This is a genomic window from Marinobacter bohaiensis (assembly GCF_003258515.1).
GTDB classification, from domain to species: domain Bacteria; phylum Pseudomonadota; class Gammaproteobacteria; order Pseudomonadales; family Oleiphilaceae; genus Marinobacter_A; species Marinobacter_A bohaiensis.
This window is the reverse complement of record NZ_QGEH01000001.1, coordinates 1,152,432-1,167,711: the sequence shown is the minus strand read 5'-3', so window position 1 is coordinate 1,167,711 and position 15,280 is coordinate 1,152,432. Positions and strand designations below refer to the sequence as shown.

At 62.4% G+C, this 15,280-nt stretch carries 16 protein-coding genes; 6 read left to right on the top strand and 10 right to left on the bottom strand.

Annotated elements, in window-relative coordinates:
* The first annotated feature begins 49 nt into the window (after positions 1-49).
* The 5 genes from DKK67_RS05195 (at position 50) to hpaI (ending at position 5,116) form a co-directional block, all read left to right on the top strand.
* Positions 50-1,321: an FAD-dependent monooxygenase gene (locus DKK67_RS05195; protein WP_111495055.1), complete on the top strand. Its 1,272-nt coding sequence runs from the start codon at positions 50-52 to the stop codon at positions 1,319-1,321.
* Positions 1,322-1,456: 135 nt separating this feature from the next.
* Entirely contained in the window at positions 1,457-2,515 is a 1,059-nt protein-coding gene (locus DKK67_RS05190; RefSeq protein WP_111495053.1) for an amidohydrolase family protein, read from the top strand.
* 121 nt (positions 2,516-2,636) lie between these two features.
* Positions 2,637-3,506 carry a fumarylacetoacetate hydrolase family protein gene (locus DKK67_RS05185; protein WP_111495051.1) on the top strand — a complete coding sequence of 290 codons (870 nt, stop codon included), beginning with the start codon at positions 2,637-2,639 and terminating at the stop codon, positions 3,504-3,506.
* A gap of 3 nt (positions 3,507-3,509) precedes the next feature.
* Positions 3,510-4,313: a 2-oxo-hept-4-ene-1,7-dioate hydratase gene (gene hpaH / locus DKK67_RS05180; RefSeq protein ID WP_111495049.1), complete on the top strand. Its 804-nt coding sequence runs from the start codon at positions 3,510-3,512 to the stop codon at positions 4,311-4,313.
* Positions 4,314-4,321: 8 nt separating this feature from the next.
* Positions 4,322-5,116 (top strand): 4-hydroxy-2-oxoheptanedioate aldolase, encoded by a 795-nt coding sequence (gene hpaI, locus DKK67_RS05175; RefSeq protein WP_111495047.1) that lies wholly within the window; start codon positions 4,322-4,324, stop codon positions 5,114-5,116.
* An 81-nt stretch (positions 5,117-5,197) separates the two neighbouring features.
* On the opposite strand, the gene DKK67_RS05170 is transcribed toward hpaI, so the two are convergent.
* From DKK67_RS05170 to DKK67_RS05125, 10 genes are all read right to left on the bottom strand, one after another.
* Positions 5,198-5,626: a hypothetical protein gene (locus tag DKK67_RS05170; RefSeq protein ID WP_111495045.1), complete on the bottom strand. Its 429-nt coding sequence runs from the start codon at positions 5,624-5,626 to the stop codon at positions 5,198-5,200.
* A gap of 123 nt (positions 5,627-5,749) precedes the next feature.
* Positions 5,750-6,502 carry a DUF2218 domain-containing protein gene (locus tag DKK67_RS05165; RefSeq protein WP_162628752.1) on the bottom strand — a complete coding sequence of 251 codons (753 nt, stop codon included), beginning with the start codon at positions 6,500-6,502 and terminating at the stop codon, positions 5,750-5,752.
* A 270-nt stretch (positions 6,503-6,772) separates the two neighbouring features.
* On the bottom strand, positions 6,773-7,996 hold the full coding sequence (locus DKK67_RS05160) for a multidrug effflux MFS transporter (protein WP_111495043.1): 1,224 nt from the start codon (positions 7,994-7,996) through the stop codon (positions 6,773-6,775).
* A gap of 40 nt (positions 7,997-8,036) precedes the next feature.
* On the bottom strand, positions 8,037-8,426 hold the full coding sequence (locus DKK67_RS05155; RefSeq protein ID WP_111495041.1) for a RidA family protein: 390 nt from the start codon (positions 8,424-8,426) through the stop codon (positions 8,037-8,039).
* A gap of 65 nt (positions 8,427-8,491) precedes the next feature.
* Positions 8,492-9,721 carry a hypothetical protein gene (locus DKK67_RS05150; protein ID WP_204355732.1) on the bottom strand — a complete coding sequence of 410 codons (1,230 nt, stop codon included), beginning with the start codon at positions 9,719-9,721 and terminating at the stop codon, positions 8,492-8,494.
* Positions 9,722-10,159: 438 nt separating this feature from the next.
* Positions 10,160-11,434: a DUF3500 domain-containing protein gene (locus DKK67_RS05145; protein WP_111495039.1), complete on the bottom strand. Its 1,275-nt coding sequence runs from the start codon at positions 11,432-11,434 to the stop codon at positions 10,160-10,162.
* 46 nt (positions 11,435-11,480) lie between these two features.
* Positions 11,481-12,335: a fumarylacetoacetate hydrolase family protein gene (locus DKK67_RS05140; RefSeq protein WP_111495037.1), complete on the bottom strand. Its 855-nt coding sequence runs from the start codon at positions 12,333-12,335 to the stop codon at positions 11,481-11,483.
* Between the two features lie 36 nt (positions 12,336-12,371).
* A complete protein-coding gene (locus DKK67_RS05135; RefSeq protein WP_111495035.1) occupies positions 12,372-12,767 on the bottom strand; it encodes a nuclear transport factor 2 family protein in 396 nt (131 codons plus the stop codon).
* A 34-nt stretch (positions 12,768-12,801) separates the two neighbouring features.
* Positions 12,802-13,584, bottom strand: coding sequence for an SDR family oxidoreductase (locus tag DKK67_RS05130; RefSeq protein WP_111495033.1), 783 nt, complete (start codon positions 13,582-13,584; stop codon positions 12,802-12,804).
* A 52-nt stretch (positions 13,585-13,636) separates the two neighbouring features.
* Positions 13,637-14,368: a dienelactone hydrolase family protein gene (locus DKK67_RS05125; RefSeq protein ID WP_111495031.1), complete on the bottom strand. Its 732-nt coding sequence runs from the start codon at positions 14,366-14,368 to the stop codon at positions 13,637-13,639.
* A gap of 301 nt (positions 14,369-14,669) precedes the next feature.
* Here DKK67_RS05125 and DKK67_RS05120 point away from each other — a divergent pair, with 301 nt between their 5' ends.
* On the top strand, positions 14,670-15,182 hold the full coding sequence (locus tag DKK67_RS05120; RefSeq protein WP_111495029.1) for a sigma-70 family RNA polymerase sigma factor: 513 nt from the start codon (positions 14,670-14,672) through the stop codon (positions 15,180-15,182).
* The last annotated feature ends 98 nt before the right edge of the window (positions 15,183-15,280 follow it).

Sequence of the window (15,280 nt, the reverse complement as noted above, 5' to 3'; positions counted from 1 at the left end):
ACACCGGCTCCGGCACGGAGCTACCGCTAACAACAAGAGGAAACGAACCATGCTGGACATTGCAATCATCGGCGCGGGCCCGGGTGGCCTGGCCACCGCGCTGCGACTCCACCAGCAGGGCTTTCGCCCACACATCTACGAAGCCGCCCCGGAGCTGAAACCGCTCGGCGTGGGCGTGGATATCAAGCCCTATGCGGTGAAAGAAATCACCGAACTGGGACTGTATGAAGACTTCCGCGACATCTCCGTCGAAGCCCGGGAATCCGTCTTCTACACCGGTTACGGCCAGAAGATCTTCGGCGAGGAATGCGGCCGCCATATGGGCTACGACCACGACCAGCGTTTCGTTCATCGCGGCCACATGCAGATGATGCTCTACAAGGCCGTATTGGACCGTCTGGGCGAGGATGCCATCACGCTCGGCGCGCGCTGCAAGGACATCGATCAGGATGCAGACGGCGTCACCCTGACTTTCGAGGGTGAGCCTGGCCAGGTCCGCGCCGATGTGGTGATCGGTGTCGACGGTATCCGCTCGGTCATCCGCAGCAAACTGCTGCCGGAATCCGACCGCTCCCATTTCTCCGGCCTGACCCTCTACCGCGGCGTTACCGTCATGCCGCCGATCAAGACCGGCGGCAGCATCCTGCACATCGGCGATCCGATCCGCCAGGGCACCCTGATCGTCTACCCGATCCAGGACAACGTCGATGGCCAGGGCAATCAGTTGGTCAACTGGGTGGTCGAGCAGGACGAGAAGCCCCAGAGCGAGGAAGACTGGAATCAGGAAGTGGGCATCCAGGAAATCGAACACGTGTTCGACGACTGCAAGCTGGACTTCCTCGATGTCGGCGAGATGATCCGCAACGCGCGGGAATGCTACCTGTTCCCGCTGATCGACCACGACCCACTGCCCCAGTGGTCGTTCGGTCGCATCACGCTACTCGGCGACGCGGCTCACGCCATGTACCCACGCGGCGGCAACAGCGTCTGCCAGGCCTTCGTCGACGCCCGCGTGCTGGCCGAGCGACTGGCCGCGGTGGACGACCCGGCGGAGGCGCTCAGGCAATACGAGGCGGAGCGCCGGGAAAAGGTCAACTGGCTGGTCATGGCCTCCCGTGGCGAAGGCCCGGAGGTGGTTCGCCGCATTGTCGAGGAACGCAGTGGCGGCAAACCCTTCGACGATATCGAGACGATCTTCCCCTACGAAGAAGCGCTTTCCATCTTTAGCGAATACCACGCCAAGGCCGGGATGAAAATCCCCGGAAAAAAAGAGGGCGCCGGCGAGGCAGGGAAGTACAAATCGGTTTTCTCCACGTCTTGAGGAAATCGAACCGGGACCGGGCACGTTCGGCAAGAAACGGTCCGGCCCAACGTTCGCCGTCGCACGATGGCGCGCAATCATGAATCCACAACAGCAATCAGAAACACGACTGAAACCACAACAAGGACCAAAACCATGAGTTCCAGAAAAATCATCGACGCTAACATGCACTGGCTGCCGGGCGACCTGTTCTCCGACAAGAATCTGCTGAATTCCTTTCTCGACTGCATCCCCCGCCAATATGGCGTACACACCCGGGTCGAACAGATCGAAGGCAAGGACCTGCAGCAGTTGATCATCGAACAGCCCAAGGGCTACGTGAACCTGAACTACGCCGAAGGTCAGTACACCCTGGAAAGCCAACTGGCCGACATGGAAAAAGCCGGCGTGGACCATGCGGTCTTCCGTCTGCCGGTGTGGCAGGAATGGCTCGACATCGAAACCTGCAAACTGGTCAACGACCGTATGGCCGAATACGTCAAACGCAGTGGCGGCAAGATGACCGCGCTCGCCGTCGTTCCGCCCTGGGGCACCGACGCCTGCCTGCGCGAAGTCGACCGCTGCCTGAACGAACTGGACTTCAAGGGCGTGCAGATGGTGGCCCACTACGGCCAGATCTACCTGGACGACCCGGTCTTCCGTCCCTACCTGAAGTTCCTCAATGACCTGAACGTACCGGTGGTGGTCCACCACACGCCGCTGCCGGTGGATTACCATTCGGTACTGCCGTACACCAACCAGCGTCGCCAGTTCGGTCGCTGCGTGGACCAGGCCACCGCGGTCGGCCGCGAGCTGTTCAGCGGCATGTTCGACGAGCTGCCCAACCTGAAGTTCATCCACTCCATGCTGGGCGGTGCCTTCTACGCCTTCGCCGACATGCTGGTTCCGCCCCAGCACAAGTTCAACGATGCCGTGGACCGCTTCCAGACCGGCACCAGCAACCTGCGCGATCAGCTGAGCAACAACATCTTCTTCGACACCTCCGGCGCCCCGCAGTGGGGCAAGGCCCAGCTCGAAGCGGCTGTCAGCGTCATCGGTAGCAAGAACATTCTGTACGGCAGCTCCTACCCGATCCGCAAGGACTGGTTCTTCCAGGGCATCGAAACCATCGAATCCCTGAACGTCACCGACGAAGACAAGGCCAACCTCCTGGGTGGAAACGCCGCCCGTATGTTCAACATCAACCTCGACTAAATCCCCCGGCATCCACACCGGGAACGCGGCCGCCATACTCGATGGCGGCCTGTTTTCGCCCGCCCTCTCGGGCGAACCGCGTTGAAACTGACTCGAGTCCAAACAACAACAGGAGGCTCAGTTGAAACACGCCCGATTTGCAACTCTATCGTCGCCCCGGGGTATCCTCTACGGCCTGGTCACCGATCACGGGATCATCGACCTGTCGGCCCGCTACTCGTCCCGCTGGCCGACACTGCACGAGGTGGTCGCCGACAACGCGCTGGCCACACTCGCCGAAGAGGTCACCAACCTCGAGCCCGACTTCAGCCCCGAAGACGTTACCTATGAGATTCCCCTGCCCAGACCGGGCAAAATCCTTTGCGTCGGGGTCAACTATCCCAACCGCAATGCCGAGTACCGCGACGATCAGGACGCGCCGCCCAAGCCCTCCCTGTTCGTGCGTTTTCCCGGTTCCCTGACCGGCCACCTGCAGCCGCTGATACGGCCGCCGGAAAGCGAGCAGTTGGACTACGAAGGCGAGATCGCCATCGTCATCGGAAAGAAGGGGCGTCGCATCCCGGCGGCTAAAGCGCTGGACCACATCGCCGCCCTGACGCTGTGCAACGAAGGCACCATCCGCGACTGGGTTCGCCACGCCAAGTTCAACGTCACCCAGGGCAAGAACTTCGATAGCAGCGGCGCTATGGGTCCCTGGCTGGTGCCCTTTACCGACGCGTCCCAACTGGCCGATATCCAGTTGACGACCCGCGTCAATGGCGAGATTCGCCAGCAGGACCGCACCAGCCGGATGCTCTTCTCCTTTCGCGAGATCATCGCCTACATATCCACGTTCACCACACTGGAACCCGGCGACATTCTGGTGACCGGCACCCCCACCGGCGCCGGCGCCCGTTTCGAGCCACCGCTCTGGCTGCAGCCGGGCGATGTGGTTGAGGTCGAGGCGGAAGGCATCGGCGTGCTGCGCAACATCGTGGAAGACGAGGGATAGACCATGCTCGACCCAAACGCCATCCAGCAGGCCGTCGCCGACCTGGACGAAGCCGAGAAAACCCGTCGGCAGACCGGCCTCCTGTCGCGGCAACATCCGGGCATGACTCTGGACGACGCCTACGCCGTCCAGACCGCCTGGGTCAACCGCAAGATCGACGCCGGCCGCCGTGTGATCGGCTGGAAAATCGGCCTGACCTCCAAGGCCATGCAATACGCCCTTAACATCGACACACCGGACTCGGGCGTGCTGTTCGACAACATGCTGTTCGAGGACGGCAACCGCATCCCGCCGGACCGTTTTATCCAGCCCCGCATTGAGGCCGAGCTGGCCTTCGTCATGAAAGCCCCGCTGTCCGGCCCCGACGTCACTGTCTTCGATGTGATCAACGCCACCGACTACGTGACCCCATCGCTGGAGGTCCTGGACACCCGCATTCTGCGCAAAGACCCGGAAACCGGTCAGGCACGTACCATCGTCGACACCATCTCCGACAACGCGGCCAATGCCGGCATCGTGCTTGGCGGCCGGGCCGTGCGCGCCCACGAGATCGACATGCGCTGGACCGGCGCCATCGTCTCGCGCAACGCCGCCGTCGAGGAAACCGGACTGGGGGCCGGGGTGCTCAATCATCCCGCGCGCGGCATCGCCTGGCTGGCCCGCCGCCTGGCCCGTTACGGCGACCGCATCGAGGCCGGTCAGGTGGTGCTGTCCGGTTCTTTCATCCGCCCGGTCGAGGCCCGCCACGGTGACACCATCGTCGGCGATTTCGGCCCCTACGGCACCGTCAGCTGCTTCTTTGAGTGAGGAATGCCATGCCTGCCCCGCGTAACACTTTCAAACAGGCGCTGCTGGAGCGGCGTCCCCAGATCGGCCTCTGGGTCGCCCTGGCCAGCCCCTATACCGCCGAGATCTGCGGCGGCGCCGGTTTCGACTGGCTCTTGATCGACGGCGAACACGCCCCCAACGATGTGCCCCTGATGATGGCGCAGCTCCAGGCCCTGGCGGCCTCGCCGTGTCATACCGCGGTTCGCGCCACCATCGGCGAGCCGGCCCTGATCAAGCAATACCTGGACATCGGCGCCCAGACACTGCTGGTGCCCATGATCGAATCCGCTGCCCAGGCCCGGGATATGGTGCGTGCGGTACGCTATCCACCACAGGGGATTCGGGGGGTCGGCGCGGCCCTCGCGCGAGCGTCGGCGTTCAACCGCATCCCGGATTACCTGCAGACCGCCAACGACGAGATCTGCCTGCTGCTGCAGATCGAAAACCGGGCCGGCCTGGAGGCATTGGATGACATCGCCACCACCGAAGGCGTGGACGGCGTCTTCGTCGGCCCTGCCGATCTTGCCGCCGATATGGGCTATCTGGGAAATCCGGGAGCACCCGAGGTCCAGGCCGTGGTCGAGGACGCCCTCAAACGCATCCAGTCACACGGCAGGGCCGCCGGCATTCTGTCTGCCGATGCCAAACTGGTGGAACGTTACCTGGAACTGGGCGCCACCTTTGTCGCCGTGGGCAGCGACGTTGGCCTGCTGGTCAAGGAAAGTACGCGACTGGCCAGCGCCTTCAAGGAGAAAGTACCGCCCCGGGCCGGTACGTCCTGAATCCCACAGGCAGGCCCGTTTTTGGTCCTGCCCCTCCTCGCCGGATCCCGGGTGGTCAAGGCCAGTCAGCAGGCTTTGGCCTTACAGCCGGAAGCCGGCAAATGTCTCCGGCATCGGACGTGGGCGAAAGGCGACGCCGACCCGCTCCAACAGGGCGGCGCCGGCCTGGAGCAGGTCGTAGAATGGCCCGAACTCTTCCGGGTAATCAACGCCATTCATCTGCAGGCGGTAGCGTGCAAAATAGTTCAGCGTCGCCAGCAGGTCGAGCTCATCCCGCGACACACAGGGAGACTTGGGGCCCAGCATGTCGAACCGCCCAAACTGCCGGAACAGGGCCTGGAAGACCTCGATCAGATCGATGATGTCGGTTTCCGACACGCCCTGATGGCCGAGCTGGGGGGCAATACCCGGAAAGGGATCCGCACGGTCGTGAATCGCCCGCAGCACGCGCAGCATCTCCTGTTCTGACTTGGAACATTGATGCTTGATGAAAAGAATCGGCGTGGACATGTATGACATCCTCTTTCAAAACATGTTCAAACAGTTGTATCAAGTGCGCGACTACGAACCCCATCCATGGTCCGCCGGCCCCAAATATCGCCGATCATTCCAGGGTGTCGGCTGACAGCCGGCTCAGGCCGACTGCCAGTCGAACCTCAGCTCTTCGCGGACGGAGGCATCTTCCAGGTGACGTACGATGATCTCCTGGAGTTCCCCCATCTGCTTGACGTCGGGCGACATGACGGTGACACGGAGTTCATGCTCCCCGGCCTCCAGGAAACAAGCCCCCCGGGACATACGGATCTGGACCGAGTTCTCGCCGGCGGTGACCGGCGTCTTGTGCTGGAAGTGACTGCTCAACCGGCGCACGAAACGCTCCGCATTCGGCGTCTCGACAACGGCGACGCTTTTGACGTTGGTATCGGCCACCGGCCGCTCGTTCATTAGTTCCTCGACCTCATCGGCCGCCGCATCGATGACCCCTGCGATCTTGTCGAGGGTGCTTTCCGCCAGCGGTTCACGCTTCATGCGCAGACTCAGGGCGAACTTGAGGTGGTCCATTGCGTTGACGATCTGCGCCGGCGGCCGGCCTTTGCCGGACGGTCCAACCCGTGACATCAGGAGCTTTACCTGCGCCTCGTTCGCTTTCAGGAACGCCTTGCCTTCCGAGGTGATGCTGTACTGTTTTCGGCCGCCACCCTCGGTGTCGATGACCGCGTAGTTCTTGTCATAGAGCCAGGTCAGCGTGGGATAGATCACGCCCGGGCTGGGTTTGTAGTTGCCGCCGAAGCGCTCCTTGATCTGCTTGATGATCTCGTAGCCGTGGCTGGGCTGGTCCGCGAGCATGGTCAGGACCAGCAGTCGCAGTTCGCCGTAGTCGAACAAACGGCCACTGCGTCGGCCGCCCCGGCTTCCCGAGCCGGCAGCGTCACCGGACCTGTCGCCGTCATGGCCTGGAGAACGATCATCACGCTTGTTACCTTTTGCCCTACTCTTTCTCGGGTTACTTCCCGCCGCACTCTTCAAGCTGGTCAAGCTGGCTACTCCACTCTCATCGCATATAACTTAATTTTAGATATATCTGAAATATAGCATCCGCCTGACATGCAAACAATGCTGGCACCGGCCGGAGTGGGCGACCGGTTCGGACAGCGATTAAGCCGCTTCTTCCACTGCGGTCCCGGTCAAGCGGCGCCGCAACAGTCTGTAGGTCAGTGTTGCGCCAGTCGCCGCGGCACAGGTCACACTGGCCATGGCCACGGCGTCACTGCCCAGTGCGCCGACCAGGGAAGCCGCCAGCGCCGCGCAGCCGAACTGGGTCACGCCGAACAGCGCCGAAGCCGCGCCGGCGGTATCCGGTGCCAGATCCAGCAGCCCGGCGATGGTATTGGCTCCGGCCATACTGACGGTCAGCAACATGAGGAAGGCCGGGATCACGATGCCCCAGAGCCCACCCACGCCGGTAACGGCCATGACGAGCAGGACAATGCTCCAGATCAGGGTGTTGCTCACGGCGATGCCCAGCATGGGCAGATACCCGTAGCGCACGACCAGCCGGCCATTAATCAGATTCCCCAACAGCATCGCGATCATGTTGAAGCTGAAGTAGAAACCAAACAGGGAGTCGTCGACGCCGAACTGGTCGATGTAGATGAAGGAACTGGCGGAGACGAAGGCAAACAGCACGGCGAACATCTGCACCCCACACGCGAGGAACAGCGGGAAAGGTCCGCGCTGCAGCAGCTCGAAATAGCCCAGGTACTGGGCTGGCAGGCTACCGTGGCGCGCGCGTTTGTCGACACCGTGGGACTCGCCCAGCCACAGCGCCGAAGCCAGCAAACCAAGGGTGGCGTAGGCCGCCAACAGCCAGAAAATCGCACGCCAGGACGCCACACTCAGCACCAGGCTCCCAATCAGCGGGGCCACCAGCGGGGCAATGGCCATCACCATGATCACGAAGGAAATCACACGGGCCGCCTGCGCACCGGAGAAACGATCACGCACGATGGCTCGGGGAATCACCTGGCCCGTGGCGGCCCCCAGGCCCTGCAGCGCCCGCGCCAGGATCAGCGTGGTGACCGACCCCGCCAGGGCACCGGCCACGCAGCCCAACAGGTACAACGTGAACCCGAAGTACAGCACCGGCTTGCGGCCGTAGCGATCGGCGATGGGACCATAGAGAAACTGACCCACCGCCAGGCCGATGAAGAACAGACTCAGGCTGTACTGGGTAACGGCCGGATCGGCCCGAAACTCCTCGGTCAGCGCCGGCAGCCCCGGCAAGTAGATGTCCGTGCCCAGGGAGGACGCCGCGCTGAGGATGCCCAGCACCACAATGAGCTGTACACGCTGACGGCGGTTACCGCTATCGAACGTCATGGAAAGGTCCTCTGCGTATACACCAGGTGTCACGGTGGGATCAGCGGTTCGCCAGTACCGCCACGAAATCGCACTGGATCAGCATGTTACCGGTGAAGTTTCCATCCAGCGCGTGACGCGCCGGGCGCGACTGCGGGTCCGGGAACAGCCGCTCCCAGTGTCGGTTCACCACGTCGCGCTGGGACTTGTCCTGCATCCACAGGGTCATCTTGATGATGTCGGCGGTGCTGCCGCCGGCCACCTCAAGGATGCTGCGAACATGCCCGAACATTAGGGCGCACTGCGACTCCAGCCCGTCGGCCATTTTTCCGGTGGCGGGATCACGCCCGTAGATCACGCCCGAATAAAGCATGCCGTCCACGCGGCAGGCTGCCGGAATGGGGTTCCTGTGTGCGAACCCGTCGATATAGATGCTCTGTCGTCGCTGCATGGGTTTGACCTCGCTGGCGAAGAACGGGGCGCCGGCACCCGCGGGCGCCCCTTGTCGAAAGGCGGCTAACCGTGCCCCGGCGCGTTGCCCAGTTTGTAGGTGATGCGGATACGCTCGGCGTGATAGGCGCCGGTCACGTCGGAGTCGGAGTCGATGTAATCCCCTTCGAACTGCAGCCCGAAACGATCGGTGACGTTGTAACCCAGGATCACGAAGCCGGCGTTGAATTCGGATTCATCCAGCGGGTAGTTGATCCCGGTCGATTCCTCCAGTTCAAAGCGCGTCAGGCCCAGAACCGCCAGCAGCTTGTCGTCATGGTGCACATAGCGCAGTGAATAGGAGCGCCCCGGCTGGTCTTTGGTGGCCATGGACGCCAGCGGCTGGCCATCCTCGATCGGCGTGGAGTTGTAGATACCGTAGCTGTAGGGCGCGACGTAGGCGCCGCTGAGGAAAGCGTCGTCCTTGTGGGGGACATAGGTCGCGGCGAGGTAGATCTTGTCGTTGCGAGAATTGATGCCTACACGGCCGGAATACAGGTCCGTGTCCACGTTCTCAAACGGTGCCGCCTGATCGGAGACGTCCCATTCCTTGACGTACTGCAGAGCCCAGAAGGGGGTCCAGGAATCCATCTTCAGGGAATCCAGCGGCATCTGGAAACCGGCATAGGCCAGTTGCAGGCGCTTGTCGAAGTTGTAGTACCAGGCCTCGGCATTGGCGCCGTAGCGATGTCCCCAGCGCACACCCGCAGTGGCAAAGCCATTGCTGTCCGTCTGCGGCGTGTCGGTTTCGGGGATCTCCGGATTACCGGCGTCCCCCTTGATGAAGCTGTCTTCGCTGAAGGGCTTGAAGCGGAAAATGCGGTAGCCGTACACCTTGATGTCGGGATTGAACGGCAGTGCGTAAGTGCCACCGAAACCTTCGTACAGCGCCGGGATCATGGTGCGGCCGTCACCTTCGTTGGCAAAGGGTGTATCCAGCCCGATGCGGCCGCCCTTGAGATCGAAACCAGCGCCCCGGTAGCGCAGGAAGGCCTTGCCGATCATGGTGATGTTGTCGGACGGCACATAGCCCTCGGTCTCGTCCGGGTTGGACGGATTCAGGCCGAAATTGTAGGCGGAGTATTCACCCACGCCGAAACTGAAACCGTGGAGATCGGCGCTGCGATACTGAAACTCGCCGCCGAACGAATGGGTCCGTTTGTCGTCGATGATGCCTTCGTAGGTCTTGAAGAAGGTCATCGTTTTCAGCTCACCGAAAAACGTCCCTTGTGCCAGCCAGTCGTTGAGCGAATCCACGGATTCCCCGGATGCCTCGGCCGCATGACCGACCGGACTGAACAGCAGGAAAAACGAAACGATGAAAGAGCCCAACCTGGATATCAACTTTATTGTCATTGTGTTGCCCCTCTTGTTCTCTCGTGTGCTTCTGTCTTGTTATGGATTGGAATAAAAGCGCTGTTTTTCTGGGCCTGACCGGAATTCCGGCGGCGTGTCATGCCCTCCTCCGCGTCGCCCGGACGCGCTTCCGCGGCGTGTATCGATACCAGCTCGCGACCGTATTCCAGACAAAGGCAGGCCCAACGGCCCGGCGTACAGCCAGCCCGGGAAAAGGCTCAGTCTTGAGATAACGGTCCCGCTAGCGGCTAAAAGGGCCCCGGATGCATTCCCGATGCAGCAACCGGGGCAAGTCACCTCCGACACAACAACGAGGTGACCGACCTGGGGACGGAGCGGCTATCCCGCCTGCCCCGGCCCCCGATCGGGGCCATGAACACCGCATCCACAATGCTTCTGGAACTGATCCAGCAAGGCCTTGCCGTAGTCATTACCGTTGGGAATGCGAGTGATGGTGTGGATGTGGAACTTGGCGGGTTCCTCATTGCCCAGCCACATGCCGCTGTGATGGTCGAACTCGATCATGATCACCGGGCTCTGGATGCGGTAGTAGAAAACGTCGTCATCGCCGCAGCCGCCGATCCAGTTCCACCAGGTGTCGTCCAGGTGGCTCTCGACGAGCCGCATACGCGCCGCGCGCGGACCGTCGGGCAAAAATTCCAGGAAGGTCTCGATCACCTGCATCAGTTTGGCGCGCTGGGATCGATCCAATTCCGAGGCACGTATGCCCTCAAGCGGAATCACACGGTTGTCCTGGCAGGCGCCGCCAAGGTGGCGCTGGTCGGCAAAGTTGAAGCGCCAGTCCGGCATGGCCGGATCTTCCATCAACCCATAGATCGTGGCCCGATCGCGCAGCGCCGGCGATAGCGACTGCATCAGCGCCAGCCCCAGGCTCTCCTCGCCGGTGAGCAGAGTGAAAGCCTCTCCGTCGCCGCGGTCGATGTGCTTGGGCTCCACCCCCATAAAGGTGGGCGAGATCACCAACTGACGCCCCACGACGAAACAGCAGATGGCAGCGTGATGGCCGTACAGGCTCCAGCCCCAGGGCTTTGTGGTGGACGGCTCGCCGAACATCAGAACGTGATAGCTCCACCGGTTCATGATGTTGTTAAGGTCGTACAGTTCGCCCAGAAAGTGGTTGGCGTCCATCAGTCGCCGGATCTTGGTGAACCCCTTTTCGCTGGTAAACGCCTGCAGCAGTTTCAGGAACGCCTGGCGCGAACCCTCCGACATGTTCTCCAGGCGTACACCGTTGTCGTTGAACTGAATCTCCGGGTTATACCAGCCCCGCCATTCCGGGGCGTCCACCGGATAGCCGACCTGCTTGCGCTGGGCCTCATCCAGCGTCTCCAGGAACGCCTCTGCCGCCGCCACCGCAGGCGCCACATCAAAGCCTTCATCCTCAAGATCAAACAGACCATGCTCCACCTCGCCGTCGGGCGTGACACCCTGAAAGGGCTCATCAAGGGCGGCCTTCCACTCGTCGCGCAGCTTGGCGCCCTTCTCGTTGGAGAGCATGCGCTCGGTATAGGTCTTGGGGTCCACCCCCCGCGCCGCCTGGATACGAAAGGTGTCCGGCGGCAGGATGTAGTCACGATAATCGTCACTGGCCATGCCATTTGCTCCTCGATAGATCAACGGATCGGTGTACACACCGGCGTCAGCCCCGGCCGTCACCGACCACCCGGTTCTCGATGTAGCCCAAGGATTCAATGTCCAGCCGCACCACGTCGCCCTCCTCCAGGAAGTTGCCTGTGGGTGCACCGATACCCGATGGCGTGCCCGTTGCCAGGATGTCACCGGGCTCCAGGGTCATCACCGTGGAGAGGTATTCGATCTGCTGGTAGATGTCATAGATCATGTCGTTGGTGCGGGAATGCTGGCGCACCTCGCCATTGACCGTCAGTTTCATGTCCAGGTTCAGCGGGTCGGCGATCTCATCATCGGTGGTCAGCCAGGGGCCGATAGGGCCGTGCGTGTCGAACGACTTACCGAGAGTGAACGTGGGCGACTTGTGCAGCCAGTCCCGGGTGGACACATCGTTGACGATCAGGTAACCGGCGATCACCGCACGTGCGCCATCCGCCTTCACGTGACGGCAGCGGCGACCGATGACCACGCCCAATTCGATCTCGTAGTCGAGCATGTCCGACTCCTGCGGCTTGACCACCGGATCGAAAGGCCCGTTCAGGCAACTGACCTGCTTGTTGAACCAGAGCTGGCTCTCGGGAATTTTGATGCCGGCCTGGCGCGCCTCCTCGGCGTGTTTGGCATAGTTCATCCCGATCCCCAGGAACTTCTGCGGATCGTTGACCGGCGCCTCCAGGCGCACCTTGTCCATCGGAAAGGCCGGCTCGGCCACGCCCTCCAGGTCAGAGCGCAGTTGCGGCAGGTCGCCCAGCAACTGCCGCATGGAGTGCCCCACGCCGGCCACACCGGACAGGTCCACCACCCGGTCGCCCACAACCTTGCCGATACGGGTGGTCCCGCTTTCCGTAAATCGCACCAGTTTCATCTTGTTTTTCCTTTCACGAATGAACGTCCAGACAGGTCAGGACCTGTCGCGAACCGGAGTCAGTTGGGACAGCACCACCTCCCAGCGCTGCTCCACCTGACGTAGAATCAGGGTGGAGAATCCGTGGCGGACCATTCGCTCACCGGTTTCCAGCGAGCGCACCGTGTTAATGGTGACGCCGGTGACGACGGCCAGGTGTCCCTCGACCCGTATCTCGGGCACCTCACGCTCGATCGAGACGAAGCCGCCCATCCTGCGGATGTGGTTGAGGAAAGCCGGCTTGTCGTGAACCATGCCGGTGCTGTGAATATGCACCAGGTCGTCGGCCAGCAGCCCTTCCAACACGCCCAGATCCGGCTCGGTGAGGGCACGCTGACGAACTCGCTCGAATTCCAGGATGGCCAGTCGGCTGTCCTGCTCCCCACGCGTCATACCGCTTATCTCCTCCGGTTCGCGCCCGCTCCGGTCAGACCAGGCCGTCATAGGAACCACCGTCGAGCTGTAGGTTCTGGCCGGAGATAAACGCGGCCTGGGCGCTGCACAGGTATGCACAGGCATCGCCGAACTCCTCCGGTCGGCCATACCGGCCGGCGGCGATGGAGCGACAGTTGCGCTCCCGTGCCTCGTCCCGGCCGATTCCTTCCTTCTTCATCAGCCGCTGCAGCATGAATTCCTGGCGCGGGGTATCCACCCGCTCGGGCAGGAGGTTGTTGAGGGTGACGTTGTCCACCGCCACTTCTCGGCTGATGGCCTTGCTGATGGCCGTCAGGGCGGCGCGGGCGGAAGTGGACAGCCCCATCATGTAGTGCGGGGACTTCACCATCGCCGAGGTAATGTTGACGACGCGGCCGAAACCGCGGCGACGCATGCCGGGGATGTAGGCCCGGATTAACTGCACTGCGGGCATGAAATTGGCTTCCATGGCCGCATCCAGGGCCGGCTCGTCCCAGTCCTCCAACGCGCCGGGCGCCGGGCCCGCGTTATTGGTGACGAGGATGTCCACATCCGGCACGGCCCTGAGGATCGCAGCGCGCCCCTCGCGGGTGGTGAGATCCGCCGCAACATGACCGATTTCGGCTTGGGGGAAATCCTTTCGCAGGGTGTCGACCACTGTCCGCAGCTTGTCCTCGTCGCGGCCGTTCAGAGTCACCGCCACGCCTTCCCCCAGCAGGGAGCGGGCACAAGCCAGCCCCAGCCCCTGGGACGATCCGCAGATAAAGGCCCTGCGCCCGGCGATACCAAGATCCATCATTCACTCCTGTTACTGACATGCGTCGTCGCGTGACGGGGCACCCAGCCCCTCACTGCCCGAAAACATCCTCGAAGAAGCCCGTCATGGCGTGCCAAGAGCGGCAATCAGCGGTGGCACTGTAGGCCGCAAACGGGGGCGTTCCGGGGCCGTCGGCCTCGGTAAAGGCATGCCTGGTGTGGCCGTACAGATTGACCTCCCAACCAAGTCCGGCCTGGGTCATGGCCTCCTGCACACGGGCCAGGTCGTCGGCATTGGCCATGGGGTCGTCGGCACCGGTGCAGATCAGTGCCCGGGCCTCGCCGCAGGCATCCGACCAGTCGTCGTGGACCAGGTTGATACCGCCGTGGAAACTCACCACGCCCTGCAACTCACCGCCGCTGCGAACAAACTCCAGCACCGAGGAACCGCCAAAACAGTAGCCGAGACCGCCCAGCTTGCCGGGATGGGTCGACGACTGCGCCCGGAGCGTCTCGCGGGCCGCCTCCATGCGCCCCATCCAAAGTGTCCGGTCTTCAGCAAAAAGCCCTATCATGTCGTCGAATTCAGCCGGTCCGTTGAGCCGCTTGCGCCCGCCCCACAAGTCCACAGCGAGGGCGGCGTACCCCAGGGCCGCCAGCCGCTCGGCGCTGGCCATGACGTGCTTGGTCATACCTTCGGCGCCGTGCACGACCAGCACCCCGGGACAGCTCCCGGGCGCCGCATCCCGTGGCGAACAGAAATAACCGAGCATGCGGGTGTCGTCCTGAACATATTCCACATCGCGGGTTTCAACGTGCGTCATGCTTCACCTCTTCATTCGCCGTGCGTGGCAGGCCACCACCGGAGGACGGCAAAGGCACTGAAAGCAACGGGTTGCGGGGTGGTTTTCCATAGGTATTGTGCGATCTTTTTTGTAATTTTCGATATATCTGATAGCAAGATATATCTAGAAATACACACCAACCATTAGACAAAAGTCGTACACTTCAGGGCACTCAACGATGCCTGGCGGGGAAATAATTGATAATCAATCTCATTTTCTGGTATCAATAGGCGCCGCGATCCATGCCCTGGCCGCGTCGTTTTCTGAGGAAGCAGTCGCTTTGTCCCATCCCCAATCCGCGCTCGACCTGTTCGTCAGCCACCGGAGTGCGCTGGTCAGCTATGCCAGCCGCATTACCGGCAACCGGGTGACCGCGGAGGACCTGGTGCAGGAGGCCTGGCTGCGTTTCGACGAGGCGTCCCGGGGCCGCTTCCTGGATGACGCCACCGGTTACCTCTACCGGATCGTGCGCAACCTGGCGCTGGACAGCCGTCGCCGCACCACCCGCGAGCCCCCGGTGACCGTGCCGCCGCCGGAGGACGACGCCTCACTACATGCCGCCGATACCGCCCGCAACCCGGAAACGGTCAACCTTTACCGGGACGAGTACGCGCGGGTCCTGGCCGCCATGAACGAGCTGCCCGAGCGCACCCGGATCGCACTGGAGATGAACCGCTTCGGCGGCGCCAAGCTGCGGGAGATTGCCGCCTATCTCGATATTTCCGTCGCCCTCGCCCACAAGCTGGTGGCTGAAGGCATCGAGTACTGCAAAGAGCGTCTGGAGCGTCCCTAGTGTCCATGCAACGCCAAACAGCACCTCTGTTTTCCTGGAACCTGTTTTTTTGGAAAAAGCCGGTGTCGGAACGTTTCGTCATCAGGGCACCGCGTTGG